The sequence below is a fragment of the Streptomyces sp. NPDC101234 genome (genome assembly GCF_044767525.1).
Taxonomy (GTDB): domain Bacteria; phylum Actinomycetota; class Actinomycetes; order Streptomycetales; family Streptomycetaceae; genus Streptomyces; species Streptomyces sasae.
Map to the genome: position 1 here is coordinate 77,332 of NZ_JBIWOA010000041.1, position 20,119 is coordinate 97,450.

A 20,119-nucleotide genomic window follows, 5' to 3' on the forward strand; every position below is an offset into this window, starting at 1 on the left:
CCACCATGGTCGTCGAGATCCACGTGCCCCTGCCGCCGGTGTCCGGCCTGCCGGACGGCTCCTACCCGTTTCCCTGGATCGACGACGTCGAGGACTTCTTGCTCGACCTCGAAGAGCGAGGCGACGTGGAAGTGTTCGACGAGGGAGAAGACGACGGGGACGTCTACGTCTTCATCGTCACCGGAGCGGGCGAGGAGGAACTGCTGGCGGTGGCGTCCCGCGTGGCCATGCTGCCCGGGGTCCCCACGGGAGCCGTCGCGGTCGTCAGCGACGACGGGGCCGAGGAGTTCGGCCTGGGACGACGGGTGTCGCTGCCGCTGCCGGCCGGGGACTGAACTCAACTCCGCACGCCCGACGGGCCACCGTTCCCGCCGTCCGCGGAGAGGAAGCCCTCGCGCAGTTGCAGGGGCGCCATGCCGTGCCAGCGGCGGACCGCCCGGCGCAGGGCGCGTTCGTCGGAGAAGCCCGCCTGGCGGGCCACCTCGCGCAGGGTGAGATGGGGGCGGTGCAGGAGGTGTTCGACGCGTTCACGTCGCACGCCCTCGACGATCGCCTCGTAGGAGGTGCCGCAGTCGGCCAGCCGGCGGCGCAGGGTGCGTTCGCTCGACGCGTGTCTGCGGGCCTGCTCGGCGAAGGAGGGGACGTCCGGGAGGCTCTGCGCGACGGAGATCTCCAACACCTCCAGGAGGTCCTGCTGCCGGCGGCGCGAGGCCATCTGCGCTTCGAGCAGTTCGAGGATCGAGGCGTAGGTGACGGGATCGCGGCCCGGCATCGGCCGGTTGATCCATGCCTGCGGCACCACCATGCGGTTGCGGGCGGCGCCGAAGTGCAGGGGGCAGCGGAAGAGGTCGTGGAACGGCCGGACATGCTGCGGAGCGGGGAAGGCGAAGCGGACGTCCTGCGGTGCCAGGTCGGCGCCGGCGGCGAGACGGCCCAGCGTGACGACGCTGGAGAACGCCTCCTCGACGAGGAAGACGGCGACGTTCGGGTCGAGCACCGGATCCGGCAGATCCGCCCGCACCACGTAGTCGGGGCCCTCCCGGCCGGCCGACCAGACCGTCATGGCCCCGGACACGTTCTGGAAGCGCACACCCGTCTCGATGGCCACCTGGAGGGTGTCGGCGGCGAGCATGGCGAAGCCCACCAGCCCCCAGGCGGTGAGGTGCTGCGCGGCTCCGACCCGCAGGCCCAGGGTCTCGTCCCCGGTGAGTTCGACGGCGCGCCGGATGACGGCACTGCCCTGGCGGTAGGAGACGCGCAGGGCCGCCGATCGCATCAGGGTCTCGGTGAGGCCGACCTGTGTCAGCTCCGGCCCCAGGTCGACGCCGTACTCGGTGGTGACCTGGCCGAGGTAGCGCAGGATGTTCGGCGAGATCGTCGCCGAAGTGCTGCGCGTGGTGCCGTTCTCCGGATCGGGTGCCTCGGGCATGACTTCTCTCCAGGGCCGTACGGCCGTACTGGCGACCACTTTAGGCAGCCGCGTCCGGGTTCCGCCTGGTCAGCGGGTACGCATCCACACCGTCTTCTCTCTGGTCCACTGGTCGAAGGCGTTGGTGGAACGCTCCGCCCCGCCGAATCCGGACTGCTTCCAGCCGCCGAAGGGGGAGGTGATGTCGCCCTCGCTGTATGCGTTGACGGAGACCACTCCGGCCTGGATGCCGCGGGCGAGGCGGAAGGCGGTGTCGAGGTCGCGGGTCCAGACGGAGGCGGCGAGGCCGTAAGGGGTGGCGTTCGCCGTCCGGACCGCCTCCTGCTCGGAGGCGAAGGTCTGGACGGTGACCACGGGGCCGAACAGTTCCTCGGTGAGGACCCTGCTGCCGTCGGGGGCGCCGACGACCACGGTCGGCGGGAAGTAGGCGCCGTTCGGGTGCAGGCCCTTCGGCAGCCCGGCGGTGTGTGCCACGGCTCCGGCGGCGACCGCCTCGGCCACGGCGCGGGCGACCCGGTCGCGCGCCGCAGCGTTGATCAGCGGTCCCGTCCGGGTGTCCGGCTTGGCGGGGTCACCGATGACCAGGGCCCCCGCGGCGGCCGTGAACCGTGCGACGACCTCGGCGGCGATGTCCTTGTGGACCAGGATCCGGGAGCCGGCCGTGCAGTTCTGCCCCATCGTCAGGAACGCGGCCTCGATCATGTCGTCGATGAGTTCGGCGCCGAAGCCGAGTGCGTCCGGCATCAGCACCTGAGGGCTCTTGCCGCCCATCTCCAGGGAGACCCGCTTGAAGTTGGTCTCCGCGGCATCGGCCAGGATCCGCCGCCCGGTCGCCGTCGAGCCCGTGAACGACAGGGCGCCGATCCCGGGGTGGCGGGCGAGCGCCCGGCCGGCTTCCGTGCCGTGACCGGGCAGGACGGTGAGCGTGCCGTCCGGCAGCCCCGCCTCCGCCGCCAGCCGGGCCAGGTGCAGCGCCGAACGGGGCGTCGCCTCGGCCGGCTTGAGCAGCAGGCTGTTGCCCGCGGCGAGCGCGGGGCCGATCTTCCAGGCGGCCATGGCGAGCGGGTAGTTCCACGGGAGGATCGCCGCGGCCACCCCGACCGGTTCCCGGCTCATCAGGCCGAGGTGGTCGTGGCCGGTGGGTGCGATGCGCCCGAAGACCTTGTCGGCCGCCTCCGCGAACCAGCGGATCGACTCGATCGCGCCAGGTACGTCCCCGGTGCGGCAGTCCGTGATGGGTTTGCCCGCGTCCTCGCAGTCCAGCCGGGCCAGGATCTCGGCGTCGCGTTCCATCAGCTCGGCGAGGCGCAAGAGGACCGCGGCCCGCTCCCGGGGCTGCCGACCCGCCCACACCCCGCTGTCGAAGACCCGGGAGGCCCGGCCCACGGCCGTGTCCACCTCGTCCGCGGAGGCGGCGGGCAGGGTGTCGAGCGTCTCCCCGGTGGCCGGGTTGACGACCCTGAGCAGCCGGTCGTTGATGTCCGTGGTCACGGTCATGCCTCCTCCACGAGTTCCCAGCGCCCCTCGACCTGCCGGGCCAGTCCTCTGCGCCGCAGGTCCTCCAGGTACCGGGCCAGGCCGCGCTCGCCGCGCCTGCGGAACAGCGGGAGGAGTCTGGGCAGGAGGTTCGGCACCAGCATGGAGAAGCGGACCAGACGGGATTCGCCCGCGCGTGGATACGCCTCCAGCCGAGGCCGGTCGAGCATGCTCACCACCGCCGTGACGACGTCGGACGGCTGCTGCGGCGGGTCCTGGAACTGCAGGGAGTTGCCGCCGTCGACGGCCTCCCGGCGCAGCATCGGGGTGTCGGTGGCCGACGGCAGGACGGAGCCGACCCGGATGCCCTTGGCGCCCAGGTCCAGGGCGATGGACAGCATGGCACCGCGCAGCCCGAACTTCGACGCAGCGTAGATGGGGGTCTCGCCCTGGGGGAAGATGCCCGCCAGGGACACCGTGGTGATGACCCGGGGGTCGGCGGACGCCCGCAGCAGGGGGATCGCGAGCCGGGTCGCGACGAGCGGGGAGACCAGGTTGAGGTCGATCTCCCGCTCGATGCTCTCCACCGCGCGCACGTCGAACCGCTCGGTGCTGGTCATGCCGACGTTGTTGACCAGCACATCGAGGCGGCCGAAGGCGAAAGCGACATGTTCGAAGAGGTCCGCCACCCCTGACCGGTCCAGCAGGTCGCAGCCGAGACCGAGGTGACCGGCGCCGGGCAGGGCGTCCGCGACCCGCTTCGCACGCTCACCGTCGATGTCGACGACGACGCACACCGCGCCGCCGATCGCGAACCGCCGGCACAGCGCGCTGCCGATGCCGCCCGCGCCGCCGGTCACCAGTATCACCTTGCCGGTGCAGTCGTAGCCGCTCATGCCACGGTCTCCCGGCTGCGGACGGCCGGCACCGCCGGCGGGCGTCCCTCGGTGGGCCAGCCCATGGCGGCCGCGACCTTCTTGAGGTACTTGGTGTACGCGGCGCTGTCGACGTAACCGGTGTGGCGCGGGGAGTCCACGAACCTGAGGCCGCCGGACAGGTCCGGGCGGTCACTCCTGATCATCTGCGCGAACCGGTCGGCGTTCGGCATGCCCCGGCGCGTGTCCTGGACGAAGCCGGCGATCAACTGCGCCTGAGCGTCGAACAATTGGTAGGCGCCCGAGTTGGTCTCGATGAAGCCGACGCCGAACAGCCCCTCGTGCTCCCGGGAGAACGACGACAGATACAGGTCGGGGTGCTGCTCGTCGCCGAAGTAGCGCTGGGCGACGGGCACTTTGTGGACGTAGCCGGTCGCCAGCAGGATCAGGTCGAAGTCGTTGCTGCTGCCGTCGGCGAAGTGGACGGTACGGCCCTCGGCGCGCACGATGCCGGGCCGTGCGGTGATGTCGCCGTGCTGCAGGTGGTGCAGGAGCAGCGAGTTGACCGTCGGATGGGTCTCGAAGAGCTTGTGGTCCGGCTTCTGCAGACCGAGGCGGCGCGGATCGCCGTTGACGATCCGCAGCAGTGCGCCGAACAGCTTCTGCTCCAGCCACTTCGGCATCCGGGGACCGACGCCTTCGAGCGTGTCCACGGGCCTGCCGAACACATGCTTCGGGATGAACCAGTAGCCACGGCGCATGCTGATCTCCGCGTGGTCGGCGGCGCGGGCCGCGTCACAGGCGATGTCGCAGCCGGAGTTGCCCGCGCCGACCACCAGGACCCGCTTGCCGCGCAGTTCGTCGCTGCTGCGGTAGCCGACGGTGTGCCGGATCTCGCCGCTGAACTCACCAGGGATTTCGGGGATGTCGGGATGCCACTGCGAGCCCGTGCAGACCACGACCTGCCCGTGCCGGCTGGTGCGCCCGTCGGTGCGGGTGACCGTCCAGGTGCCGTCCGGGTTCTTCGCCACGTCACGGACCTCGGTGCCGAACTCGATCCGCTCCGTCAGCCCGTAAGCGTCGGCGAAGGACGTCAGATACGACAGGATCTGCCGCCGCGGAGGGTAGTCGGCGAAGTGGTCGGGCATCGGCCAGCCGCCGAAGCCCGAGAGGGTCTTGCTGGAGATGAAATGCGCCGACTCGTACATCGGGCTGCCCGGGTTGTCGATGTCCCACAGACCGCCCGGACCCGTGTGCCGCTCGATGTGTGTGCAGGGAAGCCGCCGCTCACCGAGCGCCCGTGCCACTGCCAGCCCCGCGGGACCCGCACCGATGACACATGTGTCGAACTCGGACTCCTTCACGAGTCCACCTCCTCTCGTCGCCACGTTTCGGCGTGGGAGGAACTTAGGCAGCGTGCGGGCGCCCGCGGACTGGCCTGCGCGGCCACAAAGAGGACTCCAGCGGCCAGCCCACTGACCGGCCCGGCGCGACACGCGCCGGAGACCGCGCCGCTCGGCCGGTGGTGAGCGGGGCGCCTGCGCCGGTGGTGCGCCGGTCGCCTGAGGTACCGCCCGGGTCATCCCGCTCCCGGCCGCGAGGGGCCCCGCCGCTGGCCGCCAGGGTCCTCCGTGTGGCCGTCGGTGTCCTCCGCCGGATCGGTCCGTGTTCCTACGGTTGCTCCAATTCGCGCAGGCCGACCCGTCCACGGTCCGCGACAGGACCCGTCCGCGGTCCGTGACTGGACCCGTCCGCGGTCCCGTCCACGGTCCGTGACTGGACCCGTCCATGGTCCGCGACAGGACCCGTCCGCGGTCCGTGACAGGAAGAGGGGCGTCCCCATGACCGCATCCGTCGGAGCGACGGCTCCGCCCCGGTCCGTGACAAGCGGCCCGCTCGCGGGAGCCCGCCGGGTCACGGCCACCGTGTTCGCCGCCCAGGGCGCGGCGGTGGCCGCCGTGTCCACCACCGTGCCCGCCGTGGAGAGCCACCTGGGACTGTCGTCCCTGGCGATGACCGCGCTCACGATCGCCCTGACGCTGGCCGCGGGCGCCGGCAGCTTCGCGGGCCTGGCGGCCGTACGCCGCTCGGGTCCCGTCGCCGTCATGCGCGCGGCGGTGCTGACCGCGGCCGCGGCCCTGCTGGCCGTGGCGTGGGCACCCGGCCGGGCTGTCGCCTCGGCGGCGTACGTCCTCTTCGGGCTGGCGCTGGGCGCCATCGACGTGTCCGTCAACACCCGCGCGGCCACCGTCGAACGCCACTACGGGCGCAGCATCCTCTCCTCCTTCTACGCCGCCTGGAGCGCCGCGGGCGTGGCGGCGGCGCTGCTCACGGCGGGTGTCTCCCGGCTGGGCTGGCCGGTCCAGTACGTCCTGACCGCGCACGCCGCACTCGTGGCCCTCCTGGCGCTGACCGTCCGGCCCCACGCCCTTTTGCCCGCGCTCTCCTCGTCCGGCCACGGTCCGGCGCCGGACGAGGAGGTCCTGGGCCGACGGGTCTGGGCGCGGCTCGTCCCCTTCGGCGTCGTTCTCCTCGTCGCCTACGTCGTCGACTCCACGGTCTCGGCATGGTCGACCGCCTACCTTCACCAGACCCTCGCCGCGTCCCTGGCGGCCGCGCCGCTCGCATACGCGGCCTACCAGGCGGGCACGGTGACCGGCAGGGCGAGCGCCGACCTCATGGTCCGCCGGGTCGGGCCGGTGGCGGTGGTCCGGGTCGCCGCCGTGCTCGCGGCCGCCGCTCTGGCCGCTCTGGCAGCGGCCCCGAACTGGTCGTACGCAGTCGTCGCGGCCGGGTGCGCGGGTCTCGGAGTCGCCGCCCTCACCCCGCTGTGCGTCGCCGCGGCGGGCCGGCTGCGGCCCGGTGCCCCCGAGACGGTGCTGGCCCGGCTCAACGTCTTCAACTACGTCGGCGTGCTCGTCGGAGCAGGTGCGAGCGGGGGCCTGGGGGCGACCGGCCACTTCCGCATCGCCTACGCGATACCCGCCGCACTGGCCCTGGCCCTGGTGACCACGGCAGGTTTCTTCCGGACCGACGGCACCCGGGCCGCCGCGGGTGTGGACACCGCATTGCCCCGGATCAGCACACGTTCCTCCCGGGGCCGTACCTCCTGACTGCGAGACGCTCGGACGCTCCGCACCTCTGATGGGTTCTGATCTGGGGCGGCCCGGGTTGCGTCATGGGCGATGCGCGACGGCGGGCGTGCCGGTCGCCGCCGCGCGGATCGCCTCGATGTGCAGGTCGACCTGGGCGGCGAAGAGTGCGTCCGGGTCGCTGCTGATGGCGAGAGCCGGCAGCCGGGAGGCGCGGGGCTCGGCGCGGGCGATGTTGGCGTAGAGGGCGGCGAGAGCCGCGTCGTCCTTGCGGCGGGTGTCCTCGTCGAGGGACTCGCGCATGGCGTCGACCGTGTGCAGGCCCATCAGAGTGTCGGTGAACAACTCGTAGTGGAAAAGCGCCTGTTCCTGGGTCAGCCCGGCGTCGAAGAGGAGCCGGAGGACGGCCAGGGCCACCCCCTGGTCACCGGGGCCGCCCGTGTTGCGGTAGCCCAGCCAGGCGAGGGTGACCGCGTGCCGCCGGCCCACCTCCCGGCCCAGCAGGGCGATCCGGTGCAGGTCGGCCGCCCAGTCCCCGCTGGGGGTGTAGCGGTCGGTGATCTCCACGAATATCTGGTCGGCCAGGGCGAGCATCAGCTCGTCCTTGTCGCGGAAGTGCCGGTAGAGCGCCGTGGCGACGACACCGAGGCGGGCACCCAGGGAACGGAAGGACACGCCGGCCGGGCCCTCGGCGGTGCTGATCTCCACGGCCGCCTCGATGATCTGCTCCCGCGTGAGCGTGCTGCCACGGCGTCGCCCTCCGGTGGTTCCGGCCGATCCCATGGGATCACCTCCCTGTCCAAGCTGCCGATGATGCCGGCGATGATCCTAGGGAACCGTCTGGTGAGCGGTCCAGACAGCACCCTAGACAACAGTGTTCACATTACTGTTCAATCGGGGCCACGTCGACGCCACGTACCCCTTCCGGCGCCATCTTCCTTCCGCCAGTTCCTTCCGCCGGCACAAGCGGTCCTTCTCCGCCCGCCGCCCGTCCGGGGGCGCGGACACTCCCCGCACCCACCGCGATCGCGCACCTCGCTTCCCTCCTGGAGACCTGGGATGCCCCTCCCCGTGCACCGTGCCGAACCCGCTCCCGTCCCCGATTCCGCGACCCAGGTCATGGTCGCGATGCGGGACGGGGTGCGCCTGGCCACCGACCTCTACCTGCCGTCCGACCACGCAGGCCGTCTTCCCGCGGCGCTGGTCCGGCTGCCGTACGACAAGAACAGCCGCTACGTCTTCATGGACCGCATCGCCGCCTACCTGACCGCGCGCGGCTACGCGGTCGTGGTCCAGGACGTGCGGGGCAAGTTCCGCTCCGAGGGCGAGACCATGCCCTTCGTCCACGAGGCCGACGACGGCTACGACACCATCGACTGGATCGTCCGCCAGGAGTGGTCCAACGGGCGGGTCGGGATGTTCGGCGACTCCTACTACGGCGCCACCCAGTGGGCGGCCGCCTCCGCCGGGCACCCGGCGCTGAAGGCGATCGCCCCGCGGGTCACCGGCGCGGACGGCATCCGCCCCGACTACTGGGAACGCGACGGTGTCACCCAGCTCTTCGGCGCCCTCTACTACGCCGCCTACTGGACCGACCGGTGGGTGTACGAGTTCCAGCCCGACCTGACCCGCCGTCCGCTGATCCAGGCGATGGAGGAGATAGCCGACGGCATCGGCGCCCGCCCGGCCATGTGGGACTCCTTCGTCCCCGAGGTGAAGGCGCTGCCCGCGTTCCCGTACGGCCATCCCTTCGACGGCCGTCCCCTGCCGGTGCTGCACCAGGCCGGCTGGTTCGACAACTGCCTCCAGCCCAGCATCGGCGACTGGGCCGAGCTGACCTCCCGCCCGGACTGGGCGCCCCTCCAGTATCTGCAGGCCGACTCGATCGATCACGAGAACTACCACCTGGACGACGTCCCGGTGCCGCCCGAACTCGACCACGCGGTCGTGGACTCCGCGGTGGACCGGCTGCTGCCGCGCCACCTGGACCCCCTCGTGGAGTTCTTCGACGTGTTCGTGAAGGGCGAGGGAACGCCGGAACGGCTGCCGCGGGTGCGCTGGCACCACGGCCACCTCGGTGACCGTACGGCGGACACCTGGCCGCCCGCCGGAGCGCGTACCCTGCGCCTCTACCTGGACGAGGGCGGCCTGCGGGCGGACGCCCCGGCCCGGGAACGGACCGTCTCCTGGGTGCACGACCCGGCGGACCCGGTGCCCAGTCTCGTCCCGGACACCTTCGCCGCGCTCCGGCACCACGTCGACGAGTCGCCCCTGCACGACCGCGCGGACGTACTGGTCTTCACCACCGACCCGGCGACCGAACCGCTGGACCTGGCCGGCCCGGTCCGGGCCACCCTCGCCGTCGGCACCGACGGCCCCGGCGCGCACGTCTTCCTGAAGCTGCTGGACGTGTCGCCCGACGGTGCCGCGCACGTGCTCGTACGGGGCCAGCGCCTGATACCGGGCGGCGCGCCCGCACCCGTCACCTTCGACCTCACCCACACCGGCTACCGGCTGCGTCCCGGACACGCGCTGCGTCTGCACATCGCCTCCAGCGACTTCCCCACCTACGTGCCGCACCCGGGTACGGAGGAGAACCCGTGGCTCGCCGCCGACGGCAGGACGACCACGCAGACCCTGGTCACGGGCGGGGAGCACGCCTCCCATCTCTCCCTGACCGTCGTCGACGCGGTGAGTCTGTCGTGACCGCGCTCCGACGGCTGCTCCTCGCGGTGCTCGCGCTCGCGCTGACCGGCTGTACCGGACTGCCGCGCGCCGAGCTCGGCAGCGCGACGCTGCGCAGCACCTCCGACCAGGCCACCGGCCCGCTCGACTCGCTGGTGTGGGACCTGCCCGCCGGTGAGCCGACCACCCTCGACTACCAGCAGGCGGGCGACTCGTCGCCGTATCTGGTGGTCAGCAACCTGTGCGACAGTCTCCTGCGCCTCAACCCCGACTTCAGCACCTCGCCCGCGCTGGCCCGCACGTGGGACCAGCCCGATCCACGCACGCTCGTACTGCACCTGCGCGACGACGTACGGTTCTGGGACGGCACCGCCCTCACCTCCGCCGACGTGGTCCACAGCCTGAAGCGGCAACTCGATCCGAACGCGATCGCCAACTCCTTCTTCGTCAACGTGAAGTCGATCGAGGCGACCGGCACCCACACGGTCACCATCCGCTTCACCCGCCCCGACGAGCTGTTCCTCAAGGAACTCGCCACGACCGCGGGCACCGTGGTCGAGGCCCGCTACGCCCAGCGGGCGGGCAAGAAGTTCGGCACCGCGGCAGGCGGTGTGATGTGCTCCGGCCCCTTCGAACTGGCCGCCTGGAAGTCGGGCGCCGGCATCGAGCTGAAGGCCAACCCCCACTACTGGGACGCCCGTTACCGGGCCCACGCCCGCAAGGTCACGCTGCTCTTCGTCACCGACACCACCGCGCTGACGCAGGCCCTGGCCAGCGGTGCCATCGACGGTGCCTACGACGTCCCCAACGCCGCGCTGCCCACCCTCAAGGGAAGCGTGGCCGGACAGCTCTACTTCGGCCCCAGCCTCAAGTCCGTGCAGGTGGCGCCGCTCCAGGACAAGGGCATCGCCGCGGAACCGGACATCCGCCGCGCGCTGTCCCTGGCCGTCGACCGCGGACAACTGGCCGACACCGTCTACCGGGGCGCCGCCACTCCCAGTACCACCGTGCTGCCGGCCACCGGCTGGGACCCCGAGGCCCGGACGGTCTACCAGAAGGCCGCCGCCGAACTGCCGCTCGCCCACGCCGCACCCACCGCCGCGGACCTGCGCAAGGCCCGCGCCCTGGTCGCGAAGCACCCCGGCCTCCGCTCCGGCATCCTCGCCGTCGCGGCCGGGAACCAGGACCAGGTCAACGCGGCGGCCGTGATCCAGCAGGCGGCCCGGTCCATCGGCATCACGCTGACGATCCGCCAGCTTCCCGCCCTGCAGTTCTCCAGCATGTTCTACGACCCCGCCTACCGGCGTGGGCTGGACTTCGTGCTCGCGGAGGCCTTCCTGGACATCCCCGATCCGCTGGACTGGATCCCCAACCTGGTCCTGCCGGACGCGATGTTCAACTGGGCCGGTTTCGACGACCCGGCCGCCACGGCGGCGCTCACGAAGGCGCAGCAGACCCTCGACCCGCGCGAGCGCGCCGCGCTGATCACCGGCGCCCAGCGCCGCTGGGAGGCCAGGACCCTCGCCGTACCGCTGCTCTCCCCGTACGAGGTGACGTACATGAACAAGCGCATCACCGGCGCCACCACCTCCTTCGCCCAGACCTTCGCCCCGTCCCTCGCGCTGATCGGCAGCAGGTGAGTGTGATGAAACCCTTCGCCCGTACGGCGTCCACGGCCCTGCTACGGCTGCTCGGGGTCGCAGGCAGCGTCCTGGTCGCCGCGTTCGCCCTGTTCGCCGCGCTGGCCGCGGCGCCCGGCGACCCCGCGAGCCGACTCGCCGGCACGCACGCCTCCGAGCGCACCCTGGACGCCATCCGCCACCGGCTCGGTCTCGACCAGCCTCTCCCGGTCCGCTTCTGGGACTGGCTGACCGGCCTCTTCCACGGCGACCTCGGCACCTCGCTGACCTACCGCCAGTCCGTCTCCTCGCTCATCGGCCCCCGCGTCGGCGACACCCTGCTGCTCGTCGGGTACGCCGCCGCCCTGATCCTCGCCTTCGGCCTGGGCCTGGGCATCTGGGCCGCGCTGTCCCGCCGTACCGGCACGGTCATCACCGCGCTCACCGGCGTCGGCCTCGCGGTGCCCTCGTTCGTCGCCGCGTCCGCGCTCGTCGCACTGCTGGCGGTGAAGGTCCACTGGTTCCCGGCCCTGGGCGGCGGCGGGCCCTCCCTCGGCGACCGTCTCCAGCACCTGACGCTGCCCGCCCTCACCCTCGCGCTGTCCTCCGCCGCCTACCTCGCCCAGATGACCAAGGCGGCCGTACGGGAGGAGGCCGACCGCGAACACGTCGAGACCGCGCGCAGCCGCGCCCTGCCCGCCCGCCGGATCCTGCGCCGTCACATCCTGCGCAACGCCATGATCCCCATCAGCACGGCCGCGGGCCTGACCGTCGGCGGGCTGATCGCCGCGGACGTCGTCGTCGAGCAGGCCTTCGGGCTCAACGGCCTCGGGGCGACCCTGGTGGCCGCCGTGGCCCAGAAGGACACCCCCGTCGTCCAGGCCGTCGGGCTGCTCATGGTCGTGGTCTTCATCGTCGTCAACGCCGCCACCGACGCCCTGCAGACGGCCCTCGACCCGAGAATCCGGGCGGTGAGCTCCCGATGAGCAACGTGTCCGCCGCACGGCTCGGCACCCGCGGGCCGACCCTGCGCCTGCCCCTGCGCGGCGCCTCCCCCTCCACCAAGGTCCTGACCGCCCTGGCCGCGCTCCTCGTGGCGGTGGCCCTGCTCGCCCCCATGCTCGCCACCCACCGACCCGATGCCGTGAACATGGCGGACGCGAGCCGGAACCCGTCCGCCGCGCACTGGCTCGGCACCGACGCCCTCGGCCGCGACCTGTACTCCCGCCTGCTCTACGGCGCCCGGATCAGCCTGCTCGGCCCGGCGCTCGTCATCGCCGGGGCCACCGTGGGCGGTGTCGCCCTCGCCCTGCTGTGCGCCTGGCGGGGCGGCCGACTCGACCGGATCGTCGGCCGCATCAACGACATCCTCTTCGCGTTCCCCGGCCTGCTCCTGGCCGTCCTCGCCGTCGCCGTGCTCGGTTCCGGACTGACCGCGCCTGTGGTGGCCCTGGCGATCGCCTACCTGCCGTACATGGCACGCATCGTGCGCGGGGTGGCGGTGCGCGAGCGGCGGCTGCCGTACGTCGCCGCCCTGGAGGCCGCCGGGATGTCGGCGTGGCGCATCAACCTGCGTCATCTGCTGCCCAACCTCGCGCCGTTCGTCGTCGCCCAGGCCACCGCCGCGTTCGGCTCGGCGCTCATCGACCTCGCCGGTGTGTCCTTCCTCGGGCTCGGTGTCCAACCACCCACCTCCGACTGGGGGTTGATGGTGTCGGAGGGCCAGTCCTCGCTGCTCGCCGGAGCGCCCGGGCAGAGCCTGATGGCCGGCGGCCTGATCGTCCTCACCGTCGTCGTCTTCAACCTCCTCGGGGACACGATGATCGCCCGCAGCCACCAGGAGACCCTGCGATGACCGCCCCCGTGCCCCTGCTGCGGGTCGACCACCTCGGCATCGACCTGCACCGCCGCCGCGAGGAACCCCGCACCCTCGTCCGCGACGCCTCCTTCGCCCTCGCACCCGGCGAAGCACTCGGTCTGGTCGGCGAGTCCGGCTCCGGCAAGTCGCTCACCTCCCGGTCGGTCATCCGGCTGCTGCCGCGGGGCGCCCGCCCGCGCGGCACGGTCGCCTTCGACGGCCAGGACATCCATGCGCTGCGGGGGGACCGGCTCACCCGTTACCTCGCCCACGACGCGGCGATGATCTTCCAGAACCCGCGGGCCCACATCAACCCGGTCCGCACCCTCGGCGACTTCCTCACCGAACCCCTCCTCTGCCACCACGGCCTGAACCGGGCCGAAGCGGAGGAGCGGCTGGTGCCGCTGCTGGCCGAGATCGGCATCCCGGACGGCCGACGCCGCCTGGGCCAGTACCCGCACCAGCTGTCCGGCGGCCTGCTCCAGCGCATGATGATCGCCTCCGCCCTCGTCACCGAACCGCGCCTGCTGCTCGCTGACGAGCCCACCACCGCACTCGACGTCACCACCCAGGAGGACGTCATGGCGATCCTCGACGAGCAGCGACACGATCGGCACCTCGCCCTGCTCTTCGTCACCCACGACCTGGAACTGGCCACCGCCGTCTGCGACCGCATCGCCGTCATGTACGCGGGCACCATCGTCGAGCAACGCCCCGCCGCCGCCCTGCACTTTGGCCGACGCCACCCCTACACGGCCGGGCTGCTCGCCGCCCGGCCCGGCCTGGGCGAGCCCGGCGCCCGGCTGCCCGTCATCCCCGGCCGGCCGGCAGCGGCCTTCGAGTCCCCCGAGGGCTGCCCCTTCGCCCCGCGCTGCGCCTTCGCCGAGGACCGGTGCCGCGCCGAACGCCCTGAACTGCGCCCCGACTCCGACGGCGCCGTCGCTTGTCACCGCGCCGACGAACTCGCCGGTGACCTCGACCGAACGAGGGAGGAAGCGTGACCGCTCTGCTAGAGGTCGACGGCCTGACCAAACGCTATGCCGGGCGACGCGACCAGGTGACCGCCTGCGAGGACGTCACCTTCCGGGTCCGCCGGGGCGAGGCCCTCGCCCTGGTCGGTGAGTCCGGCGCCGGGAAGTCGACGGTGGTCCGTCTCATCGCCGGGATGGAGCAGCCGACCAGCGGCCGTGTCCTGCTGCGCGGCAACCCGATCGACGCCCGCCCCAGGGGACGCACCGAGCGCCTGGCCCGGGCGGCGACGGTCCAGATCGTGCACCAGGACCCGTACTCCTGCCTCGACCCGCGCCAGACCATCGGCGCCGGGCTGGCCGAGCTGCTCCGGCTGCACGCCCGCCGTCTGGGCGGACGCCCCGCCGGGCCGGCGCGGGTCACCGAGTTGCTGGAGACGGTCGGGCTCCCCGGTCTCGCCGACGCCCGTCCCGCCCACCTCTCCGGCGGTCAGCGTCAGCGCGCCGCCATCGCCCGCGCGCTGGCCGTGGAACCCGACATCCTGCTCCTGGACGAAGCGGTCGCGGCCCTCGACGTCTCCGTCCAGGCCCAGATCCTCAATCTCCTGGCCGACCTGCGCGAACAGAAGGGAACGACGCTGGTCTTCGTGACCCACGACCTGGCCGTCGTCCGCCAGCTCTGCCAGGAGACCGTGGTGATGCGGGGCGGCCGCGTCGTGGAAGAAGGACCCGTCGCCCGGATCCTCACGACACCGCGGCATCCGTCACCCGGGCCTTGCTGGATTCCGTCCCACGGCCGGGCTGGCATCCCCGCCGGACGCGTCAGACGGACCTGAGCCGGTGACGGCACGGCGGTAACCGCCCGGGTGGGGGGCGAAGAAGGGTGCCGGACGGGAGAACTGCCAGTCCAGGCACCCTTTTTCCGCGCCTCCAGAAGAAGCCGAGCCTGCGTGGTGAGTACGACACCGACCCGGCGACGATGCGGCACGTCGTAAGGGAGGAGCGACCAGGGTCACCGGGAGTTGCTCCACCCGGTCGTGCTGGAATACGAGTCCAGCAGGTCCACCACGAAGACCAGGGTCGAGCCCGCCGGGATCGACGGCGACGGCGACTGATTGCCGTAGCCGAGACGCGCGGGAACGATGATCTCGCGCCGACCGCCGACCTTCATCCCCCTCACCCCCCGGTCCCAGCCCTTGATGACCTTGCCACCGCCCAGGGCGAACTTGAACGGCTGACCCCGGTCCCAGGAGGCATCGAACTCCTTCCCGGACTCGAAGGTCACCCCGACATAGTGGACCCGGACCACCATGCCCGGCTTCACCTCAGCCCCGTCCCCGACGACCAGGTCCCGGATGGTCAGCTCGGTAGGAGCGTCACCCTCCGGAACGACGACCTCGGGCTTCGTCGGTTCACTCATTGCAGCCTCGTCACTCTCCGTCGGAAGCCGTCGCACGGACCAGCCGGACACATGGACACTCCATGCAAGATGACCACGCTACCGAGAATGCCGGCCCCCGGAGCTCACCAGATCCGGCGGGCGCACGTGATGATCTTGCGCACAACAGATGAACGCGACCGGCACACAGCGTCGCTCAAGGTGGTGACAGCGTGATGCGTCGTAACTTCCGTGCGGGCTGCCTGGAGGGCAATGACGCCTCCAGGCAACCGATTTGAGTCCTAGAAGAACCCGAGCTTCCGTGGGCTGTACGAAACAAGAAGGTTCTTCGTCTGCTGGTGGTACACGGCGCACATGGCTCTGACCTGTACGAATGCCAGCTTTCAAGCATGGAGGGCTAGCTCTGGCCCGTATATGGTCCGGATCTTGATCGCGAACTGGGCGAGGACGGAGGTGGAGAAGGGCTCGCTCTGGATCAGGCGGGATGCGCGAAGCCAGTGGGACGACTAGATCTTCTTGAAGTCGTCTATCTGGGGGCGCTGACCTGACGTGATGCTGCCGGGAACGTCTCTGGTCTGGGCTGATCCGTCTTTCTGGGTCTTTCACGCTTGTGCCCGGTTACGCAGACGATTCTCCCCATGCGCTCCCCAGAGCCGCTCGTACTCCCCGGATTCTCCCCAGAGAATGGCTCCGCGCGTGGTCGGTGGGGCGTGCTGGCGAAGCTGCTCCGGGGGATCAGATGATCACAGGCGGTTGCTGCCAAGGGCTGATACGGCAGCCGTCGGCAGCCGGTTCCACCATCTGCGTGCCCCTCCATGATCTCAGGATGACGCTGACTCACGGCAGAGGATGTTGCCGCGGACGACGGCGCGGGCGGCACCGCCCTAGGAACGACGGCGATAGCCCACGCCCGTGGCGGGAGCCACGGCTGCGACCCGGACGCCCAAGCCGCCCACGGCGGAGCCCCCCGTCGGCAGGGAGCACATCGAGACCGCGACGTCGCCGTCGATGGCGTTCGAACTACCCCTGCGCGGCGGAGCCCACGCCGGTTGCCGCACCACACGGACGCCACGCACGGAACCCGGCGTACAGTCCGACTCGTCTGCCGTTCTTTATTTCCGCAGGCCAGACGCCGTGTTTACTAGTTAAACAAACCCGCCGGGTCGAATCCGGACTGTAGGTATCGTCGTTTCTGTCTGTCGCTCATGCGGCGCATCCCGGCATTCCGGGTGTCAAATGCGGTCCAGGGTTGCCCTGGAGCAGACATCTCGGCACCGGATGCACTCAAAGTACATGTACGGGCTGTCTCCTGCCGACCCACTCTGGCTGAACTCGATCACTGATGGTGCGTCCGGCGGTGGAGCCTGGAGGCGATCGCTGGCGAGAGGGTCTTGCTGACTGCTCCTGCCGGGAACCACCGGTTGCCCTGTGTGTGCGGGTGGCTTGCTGACGTGCCACTGCCAGTTGTCACCCACATCGACGAGTTCCTCGCCAGCCTGACAATCCCCGGCTATGACGGAGAAGCCCCCCGCCTTTGACGGGCGGCTGTGGCGGGTTGCTCACATGCTCAGAAAGTGAGGACCACTCGCCCCCGCAGGCCGCCTGCCTCCACCAACCGGTGTGCCTCGGCCGCCTGTTCGGCTGGCAGCGTCCGTGCGACGCGCAGGGTCAGCCGGCCTTCCTCCGCCAGTTGCCGGAGTCGCTCGAGCTTGGCGTTTTCGCGTGCGTACTGCGGCACGAACGTGTGCTGGACGGTGATTCCGCGCTCTTCGGGAACGTCGACTCCGCCGGCCGATGACACCACCCTGCCGCCGTCGCGCACCGCGTGGATGGCGAGGCCGGCAACCCCTGCGGTGTCGACGAGCCCGTCGATGCCGTCGGGCGCCTCCTTGCGCACGAGCTCAGGGAAGTCGCTCCCGCGCGGCAGTACGACGTCGGCGCCCAGGGCACGCACCAACTGCTCGTCCTTCGGCGCCGCGTCGGCGATCACCCGGAACCCGTCCGCCTTGGCCAGTTGGACGACGTACCCGCCGACCGCACCGGCCGCTCCGGTGACGGCGATGGTGGCGCCGACCGGGAGTTCGAGCAGGTCCAGTGCCATGCGGGCTGTCAGACCGTTCATCGGCAGTGTCGCGGCCTCCGGATGCGCCGTGCCCGCCGGTGCTCGGACCACCGACTCGGCGGGGACGACCAGGTGCTCCGCGTACGCGCCGTGCGTTCCGGACACGACCGCGACGGCCATGACCCGGTCGCCGACCCGGAGTTCGGTCTCCACCGCCTCGCCTATCCGCTCGACCACGCCCGCCGCGTCCATACCCGGGACGTAGGGCGGCTCGGCGTCGGAGACGAAGGCGATGCCCTTGCGCACCAGCACGTCGACCGGGTTGACCGCTGCCGCGTGCACCCGGATGCGTATCTCACCCGGCCCGGGTTCGGGAACGGGGAGGTCCAGGACACGCAGTACTTCGGGTCCGCCGAATTCGGTCAGTCCTATGGCTTTCATGGAAGGCGGCACTCCTGCTGATCTTTGGCGTACGAGGTACTACGAGGTCGTACGCGGTAAACGGGATTGTCTGTGGTGCGGACCGGACTGGTCACTCCACGTTCGCGCTACCGGCCAGGCGGATCTCCTCGCTGTCGAGGTCGGCCTGGAGGCGGCGCAGGACGGTGTCGTCGATGTGGCGTTCGTCGCGGAGCCGGACGACGGTGGCGCGTTTGTGGCCGATGAGGGCCAGCCGCAGCGCGACGTAGTCACGATGCTGATGCAGGGCCGGATCGCCCGCGTCGCCCGCGCTTCTGGCCCGTACGCTCGACAAGTGCGCCTCGTACTCCTGACGCAGCCACTCGGCGATCTTCGGATTGGCACGCAGGTTGGCGGCCAGCTGCGGCATCGCCTTGATCGCTTCCTCCACCGCGGTGGTCTCGGCGAGGTCGTGTTCGTCGTCGACGGAGGTGTCGGGAGGCAGTTTCGCCCAGCGCACGGCCACCGGCAGCAGCAGCCCCTGAACCACCAACGTCACGAGGATGACGCCCGAGGTGACGAAGACGATGAAGCTGCGATCGGGGAAGGGCTCGCCGGAGTCGAGGGTCTGCGGTACGGAGAGCACCATCGCGAGGGACACCGCACCCCGGAAACCGGCCAGTCCGTTGACCACACGGCTACGGTGACCGACCCGCAGCATGCGCTGCTGGGGCCGGCGGTCGAGCGCGCGGACGAGGTAGGTGGAGGCGTACAGGAACGCGAAACGTACGGCGATGAGCACTACGCAGATGGCTCCGACGGCGATCAGCGCGTCCCGGAGGTCGGCACGGTCCAGGTCACGGACGGCGTACTGGAGTTCCACCCCGACCAGGACGAACAGCGCGCCGTTGATGAGGAACGTGGCCAGCGGCCAGAACGCCAAAGCCTGCGTGCGGTGTTCGGCCGGAATGATGCGGGGAGCGACCTGGGACATGATCAGGCCGCTGACGACCACCGCGAGGACGCCGGAGGCCTCGATGAGCTCGGCGAGCAGGTACGCGGTGAAGGGCGCCAGGATCATGACGAGGTTGCCCAGCAGGGGATCGGACAGGCGGCGCCGCAGGTTCATGTTGACCCACGCGACCGCCACACCGACAGCGGCTCCACCGCCGTAGGCAAGGAGGAACAGGCCGCCGACGTGCGGGACGCTCAGATGCTCCTCGCCGACCGTGATGCCGACGGCCATGCCGTAAACCACGAGGGCAGTGCCGTCGTTGACCAGGCTCTCCGCGCGCAGGATGGTGACCTGGCGACGGGGCAGGGCGCGGGCGAGGACGCCGACCGCGGTGGCGTCCGTGGGTGCCATGGCCGCGCCGAGCACCCATGCGGGTCCCCAGGGCAGCCCGAGGGCGTGTCCGGTCGCCGCGACGGCCCAGGCGGTGAGGATGACGAGCACCGTGCTCAGCTGCAGGATGCCGCGCAGGTTGGTGCGGATCTCCCGCAGGGAGGTGGTCAGGCTCTCCCAGTACAGGAGTACCGGCAGGAAGAGCAACAACACGACTTCCGGTGGCAGTTGGGCCTGCCGTACCTGTGGGATGAAGCCCAGGATCACACCGACGGTGAGCAGTACGACGGGTGGGGCGATGCCGAGCCGCTGGCCGACGGCGTTGCCCACCAGCACGGCCACGCCCAAGAGCACGACGAGTTCGAGACCGAGCAAGGTGTTTCTCCTGGAGGGGAGTTACGGGGAGGGTGAGGGTGGGGTCAGCCGGCGGGAACGAGCTTGAGCGTGGTGTCCCGTGCGGCCACCAGCGGGTCGACGTAACTCGCGTCGTACCGGCCGTACTTGGCGCGGTAAGCGGCGTCGATACGGTCGTTGGCGTCGGCATCCGTGACCCCGACGAAGGTGACGTCCTTGGCCACGCCACCGGAGCGGATGTGGCCCTCAAGACTTGACCGGGCCGCCCGGTACCAGGACCCGGCGCTGCCCCGGAAGGAGCGGACGTAGAGGTCGTCGCCGTCGCGGACGACCCAGATGGGCAGGGGCTCGCGCGGCGTTCCGTTGCTGCGCAGCGGGGAGATCCGCAGTTCGTCGGCGCGTTCGATCCGGGTCAGTTCGTCGTTGGTCCACGTGGTCATCGGGTACCTCCTTCGAAGGCGTGGTGGTGGGTCAGGGGGTGAGGAGGGTTTTGATGGCGCGGCGTTCGTCCATGGCCTTGTAGCCCTCGGCGACCTGGTCCAGGGGCAGGGTTAGGTC

Annotated in this window: 17 protein-coding genes; 8 read left to right on the plus strand and 9 right to left on the minus strand. The window is 71.2% G+C overall.

The features are described from left to right. Positions 1-5: 5 nt before the first annotated feature. Complete coding sequence (locus ACIRR9_RS46370) at positions 6-335, plus strand: hypothetical protein (protein ID WP_403765204.1); 330 nt, start codon at positions 6-8, stop codon at positions 333-335. 2 nt (positions 336-337) lie between these two features. Here ACIRR9_RS46370 and ACIRR9_RS46375 read toward each other — a convergent pair whose 3' ends face one another. The 4 genes from ACIRR9_RS46375 to ACIRR9_RS46390 all read right to left on the minus strand — a co-directional run bounded on the left by ACIRR9_RS46375 (position 338) and on the right by ACIRR9_RS46390 (position 5,144). Beyond that, positions 338-1,429, minus strand: a complete 1,092-nt coding sequence (locus ACIRR9_RS46375; protein ID WP_403765161.1) for an AraC family transcriptional regulator — start codon at positions 1,427-1,429, stop codon at positions 338-340. Between the two features lie 69 nt (positions 1,430-1,498). Then, positions 1,499-2,926, minus strand: a complete 1,428-nt coding sequence (locus tag ACIRR9_RS46380) for an aldehyde dehydrogenase family protein (protein ID WP_403765163.1) — start codon at positions 2,924-2,926, stop codon at positions 1,499-1,501. Next, positions 2,923-3,801: an SDR family NAD(P)-dependent oxidoreductase gene (locus ACIRR9_RS46385; protein WP_403765165.1), complete on the minus strand. Its 879-nt coding sequence runs from the start codon at positions 3,799-3,801 to the stop codon at positions 2,923-2,925. Before ACIRR9_RS46385 ends, ACIRR9_RS46380 begins: the two co-directional genes overlap by 4 nt. Further along, positions 3,798-5,144, minus strand: a complete 1,347-nt coding sequence (locus ACIRR9_RS46390) for a flavin-containing monooxygenase (RefSeq protein ID WP_403765167.1) — start codon at positions 5,142-5,144, stop codon at positions 3,798-3,800. The genes ACIRR9_RS46385 and ACIRR9_RS46390 overlap by 4 nt, the downstream gene beginning before the upstream one ends. Before the next feature lie 477 nt (positions 5,145-5,621). Between ACIRR9_RS46390 and ACIRR9_RS46395 the strand changes: the two genes are divergently transcribed. After that, positions 5,622-6,893: an MFS transporter gene (locus tag ACIRR9_RS46395; RefSeq protein ID WP_403765169.1), complete on the plus strand. Its 1,272-nt coding sequence runs from the start codon at positions 5,622-5,624 to the stop codon at positions 6,891-6,893. A 63-nt stretch (positions 6,894-6,956) separates the two neighbouring features. Here the strand turns inward: ACIRR9_RS46395 and ACIRR9_RS46400 are convergent, their stop codons facing one another. Next, entirely contained in the window at positions 6,957-7,655 is a 699-nt protein-coding gene (locus tag ACIRR9_RS46400) for a TetR/AcrR family transcriptional regulator (RefSeq protein ID WP_384555386.1), read from the minus strand. Positions 7,656-7,931: 276 nt separating this feature from the next. On the opposite strand from ACIRR9_RS46400, the gene ACIRR9_RS46405 reads away from it, so the two are divergent. The 6 genes from ACIRR9_RS46405 to ACIRR9_RS46430 are packed head-to-tail and all read left to right on the plus strand — an operon-like array spanning position 7,932 to position 14,838. Further along, positions 7,932-9,578, plus strand: a complete 1,647-nt coding sequence (locus tag ACIRR9_RS46405; RefSeq protein ID WP_403765171.1) for a CocE/NonD family hydrolase — start codon at positions 7,932-7,934, stop codon at positions 9,576-9,578. Then, on the plus strand, positions 9,575-11,197 hold the full coding sequence (locus tag ACIRR9_RS46410; protein WP_403765173.1) for an ABC transporter substrate-binding protein: 1,623 nt from the start codon (positions 9,575-9,577) through the stop codon (positions 11,195-11,197). The genes ACIRR9_RS46405 and ACIRR9_RS46410 overlap by 4 nt, the downstream gene beginning before the upstream one ends. Positions 11,198-11,202: 5 nt before the next feature. Next, a complete protein-coding gene (locus ACIRR9_RS46415; protein WP_403765175.1) occupies positions 11,203-12,162 on the plus strand; it encodes an ABC transporter permease in 960 nt (319 codons plus the stop codon). After that, the gene (locus tag ACIRR9_RS46420) at positions 12,159-13,031 is read left to right on the plus strand and encodes an ABC transporter permease (protein WP_403765177.1); all 873 of its coding nucleotides are present in this window, start codon (positions 12,159-12,161) and stop codon (positions 13,029-13,031) included. The genes ACIRR9_RS46415 and ACIRR9_RS46420 overlap by 4 nt, the downstream gene beginning before the upstream one ends. Next, a complete protein-coding gene (locus ACIRR9_RS46425; RefSeq protein WP_403765179.1) occupies positions 13,028-14,035 on the plus strand; it encodes an ABC transporter ATP-binding protein in 1,008 nt (335 codons plus the stop codon). The genes ACIRR9_RS46420 and ACIRR9_RS46425 overlap by 4 nt, the downstream gene beginning before the upstream one ends. Next, the gene (locus ACIRR9_RS46430; RefSeq protein ID WP_403765181.1) at positions 14,032-14,838 is read left to right on the plus strand and encodes an ABC transporter ATP-binding protein; all 807 of its coding nucleotides are present in this window, start codon (positions 14,032-14,034) and stop codon (positions 14,836-14,838) included. Before ACIRR9_RS46425 ends, ACIRR9_RS46430 begins: the two co-directional genes overlap by 4 nt. A 176-nt stretch (positions 14,839-15,014) precedes the next feature. Here the strand turns inward: ACIRR9_RS46430 and ACIRR9_RS46435 are convergent, their stop codons facing one another. The 4 genes from ACIRR9_RS46435 to ACIRR9_RS46450 form a co-directional block, all read right to left on the minus strand. Next, positions 15,015-15,422: an FKBP-type peptidyl-prolyl cis-trans isomerase gene (locus tag ACIRR9_RS46435; RefSeq protein WP_403765183.1), complete on the minus strand. Its 408-nt coding sequence runs from the start codon at positions 15,420-15,422 to the stop codon at positions 15,015-15,017. Between the two features lie 1,546 nt (positions 15,423-16,968). Continuing rightward, positions 16,969-17,904 (minus strand): NADP-dependent oxidoreductase, encoded by a 936-nt coding sequence (locus ACIRR9_RS46440; protein WP_403765185.1) that lies wholly within the window; start codon positions 17,902-17,904, stop codon positions 16,969-16,971. Positions 17,905-17,995: 91 nt separating this feature from the next. Next, on the minus strand, positions 17,996-19,582 hold the full coding sequence (locus tag ACIRR9_RS46445) for a Na+/H+ antiporter (RefSeq protein WP_403765187.1): 1,587 nt from the start codon (positions 19,580-19,582) through the stop codon (positions 17,996-17,998). Positions 19,583-19,626: 44 nt separating this feature from the next. Next, a complete protein-coding gene (locus tag ACIRR9_RS46450; protein WP_403765189.1) occupies positions 19,627-20,001 on the minus strand; it encodes a DUF2255 family protein in 375 nt (124 codons plus the stop codon). Positions 20,002-20,119: the final 118 nt, after the last annotated feature.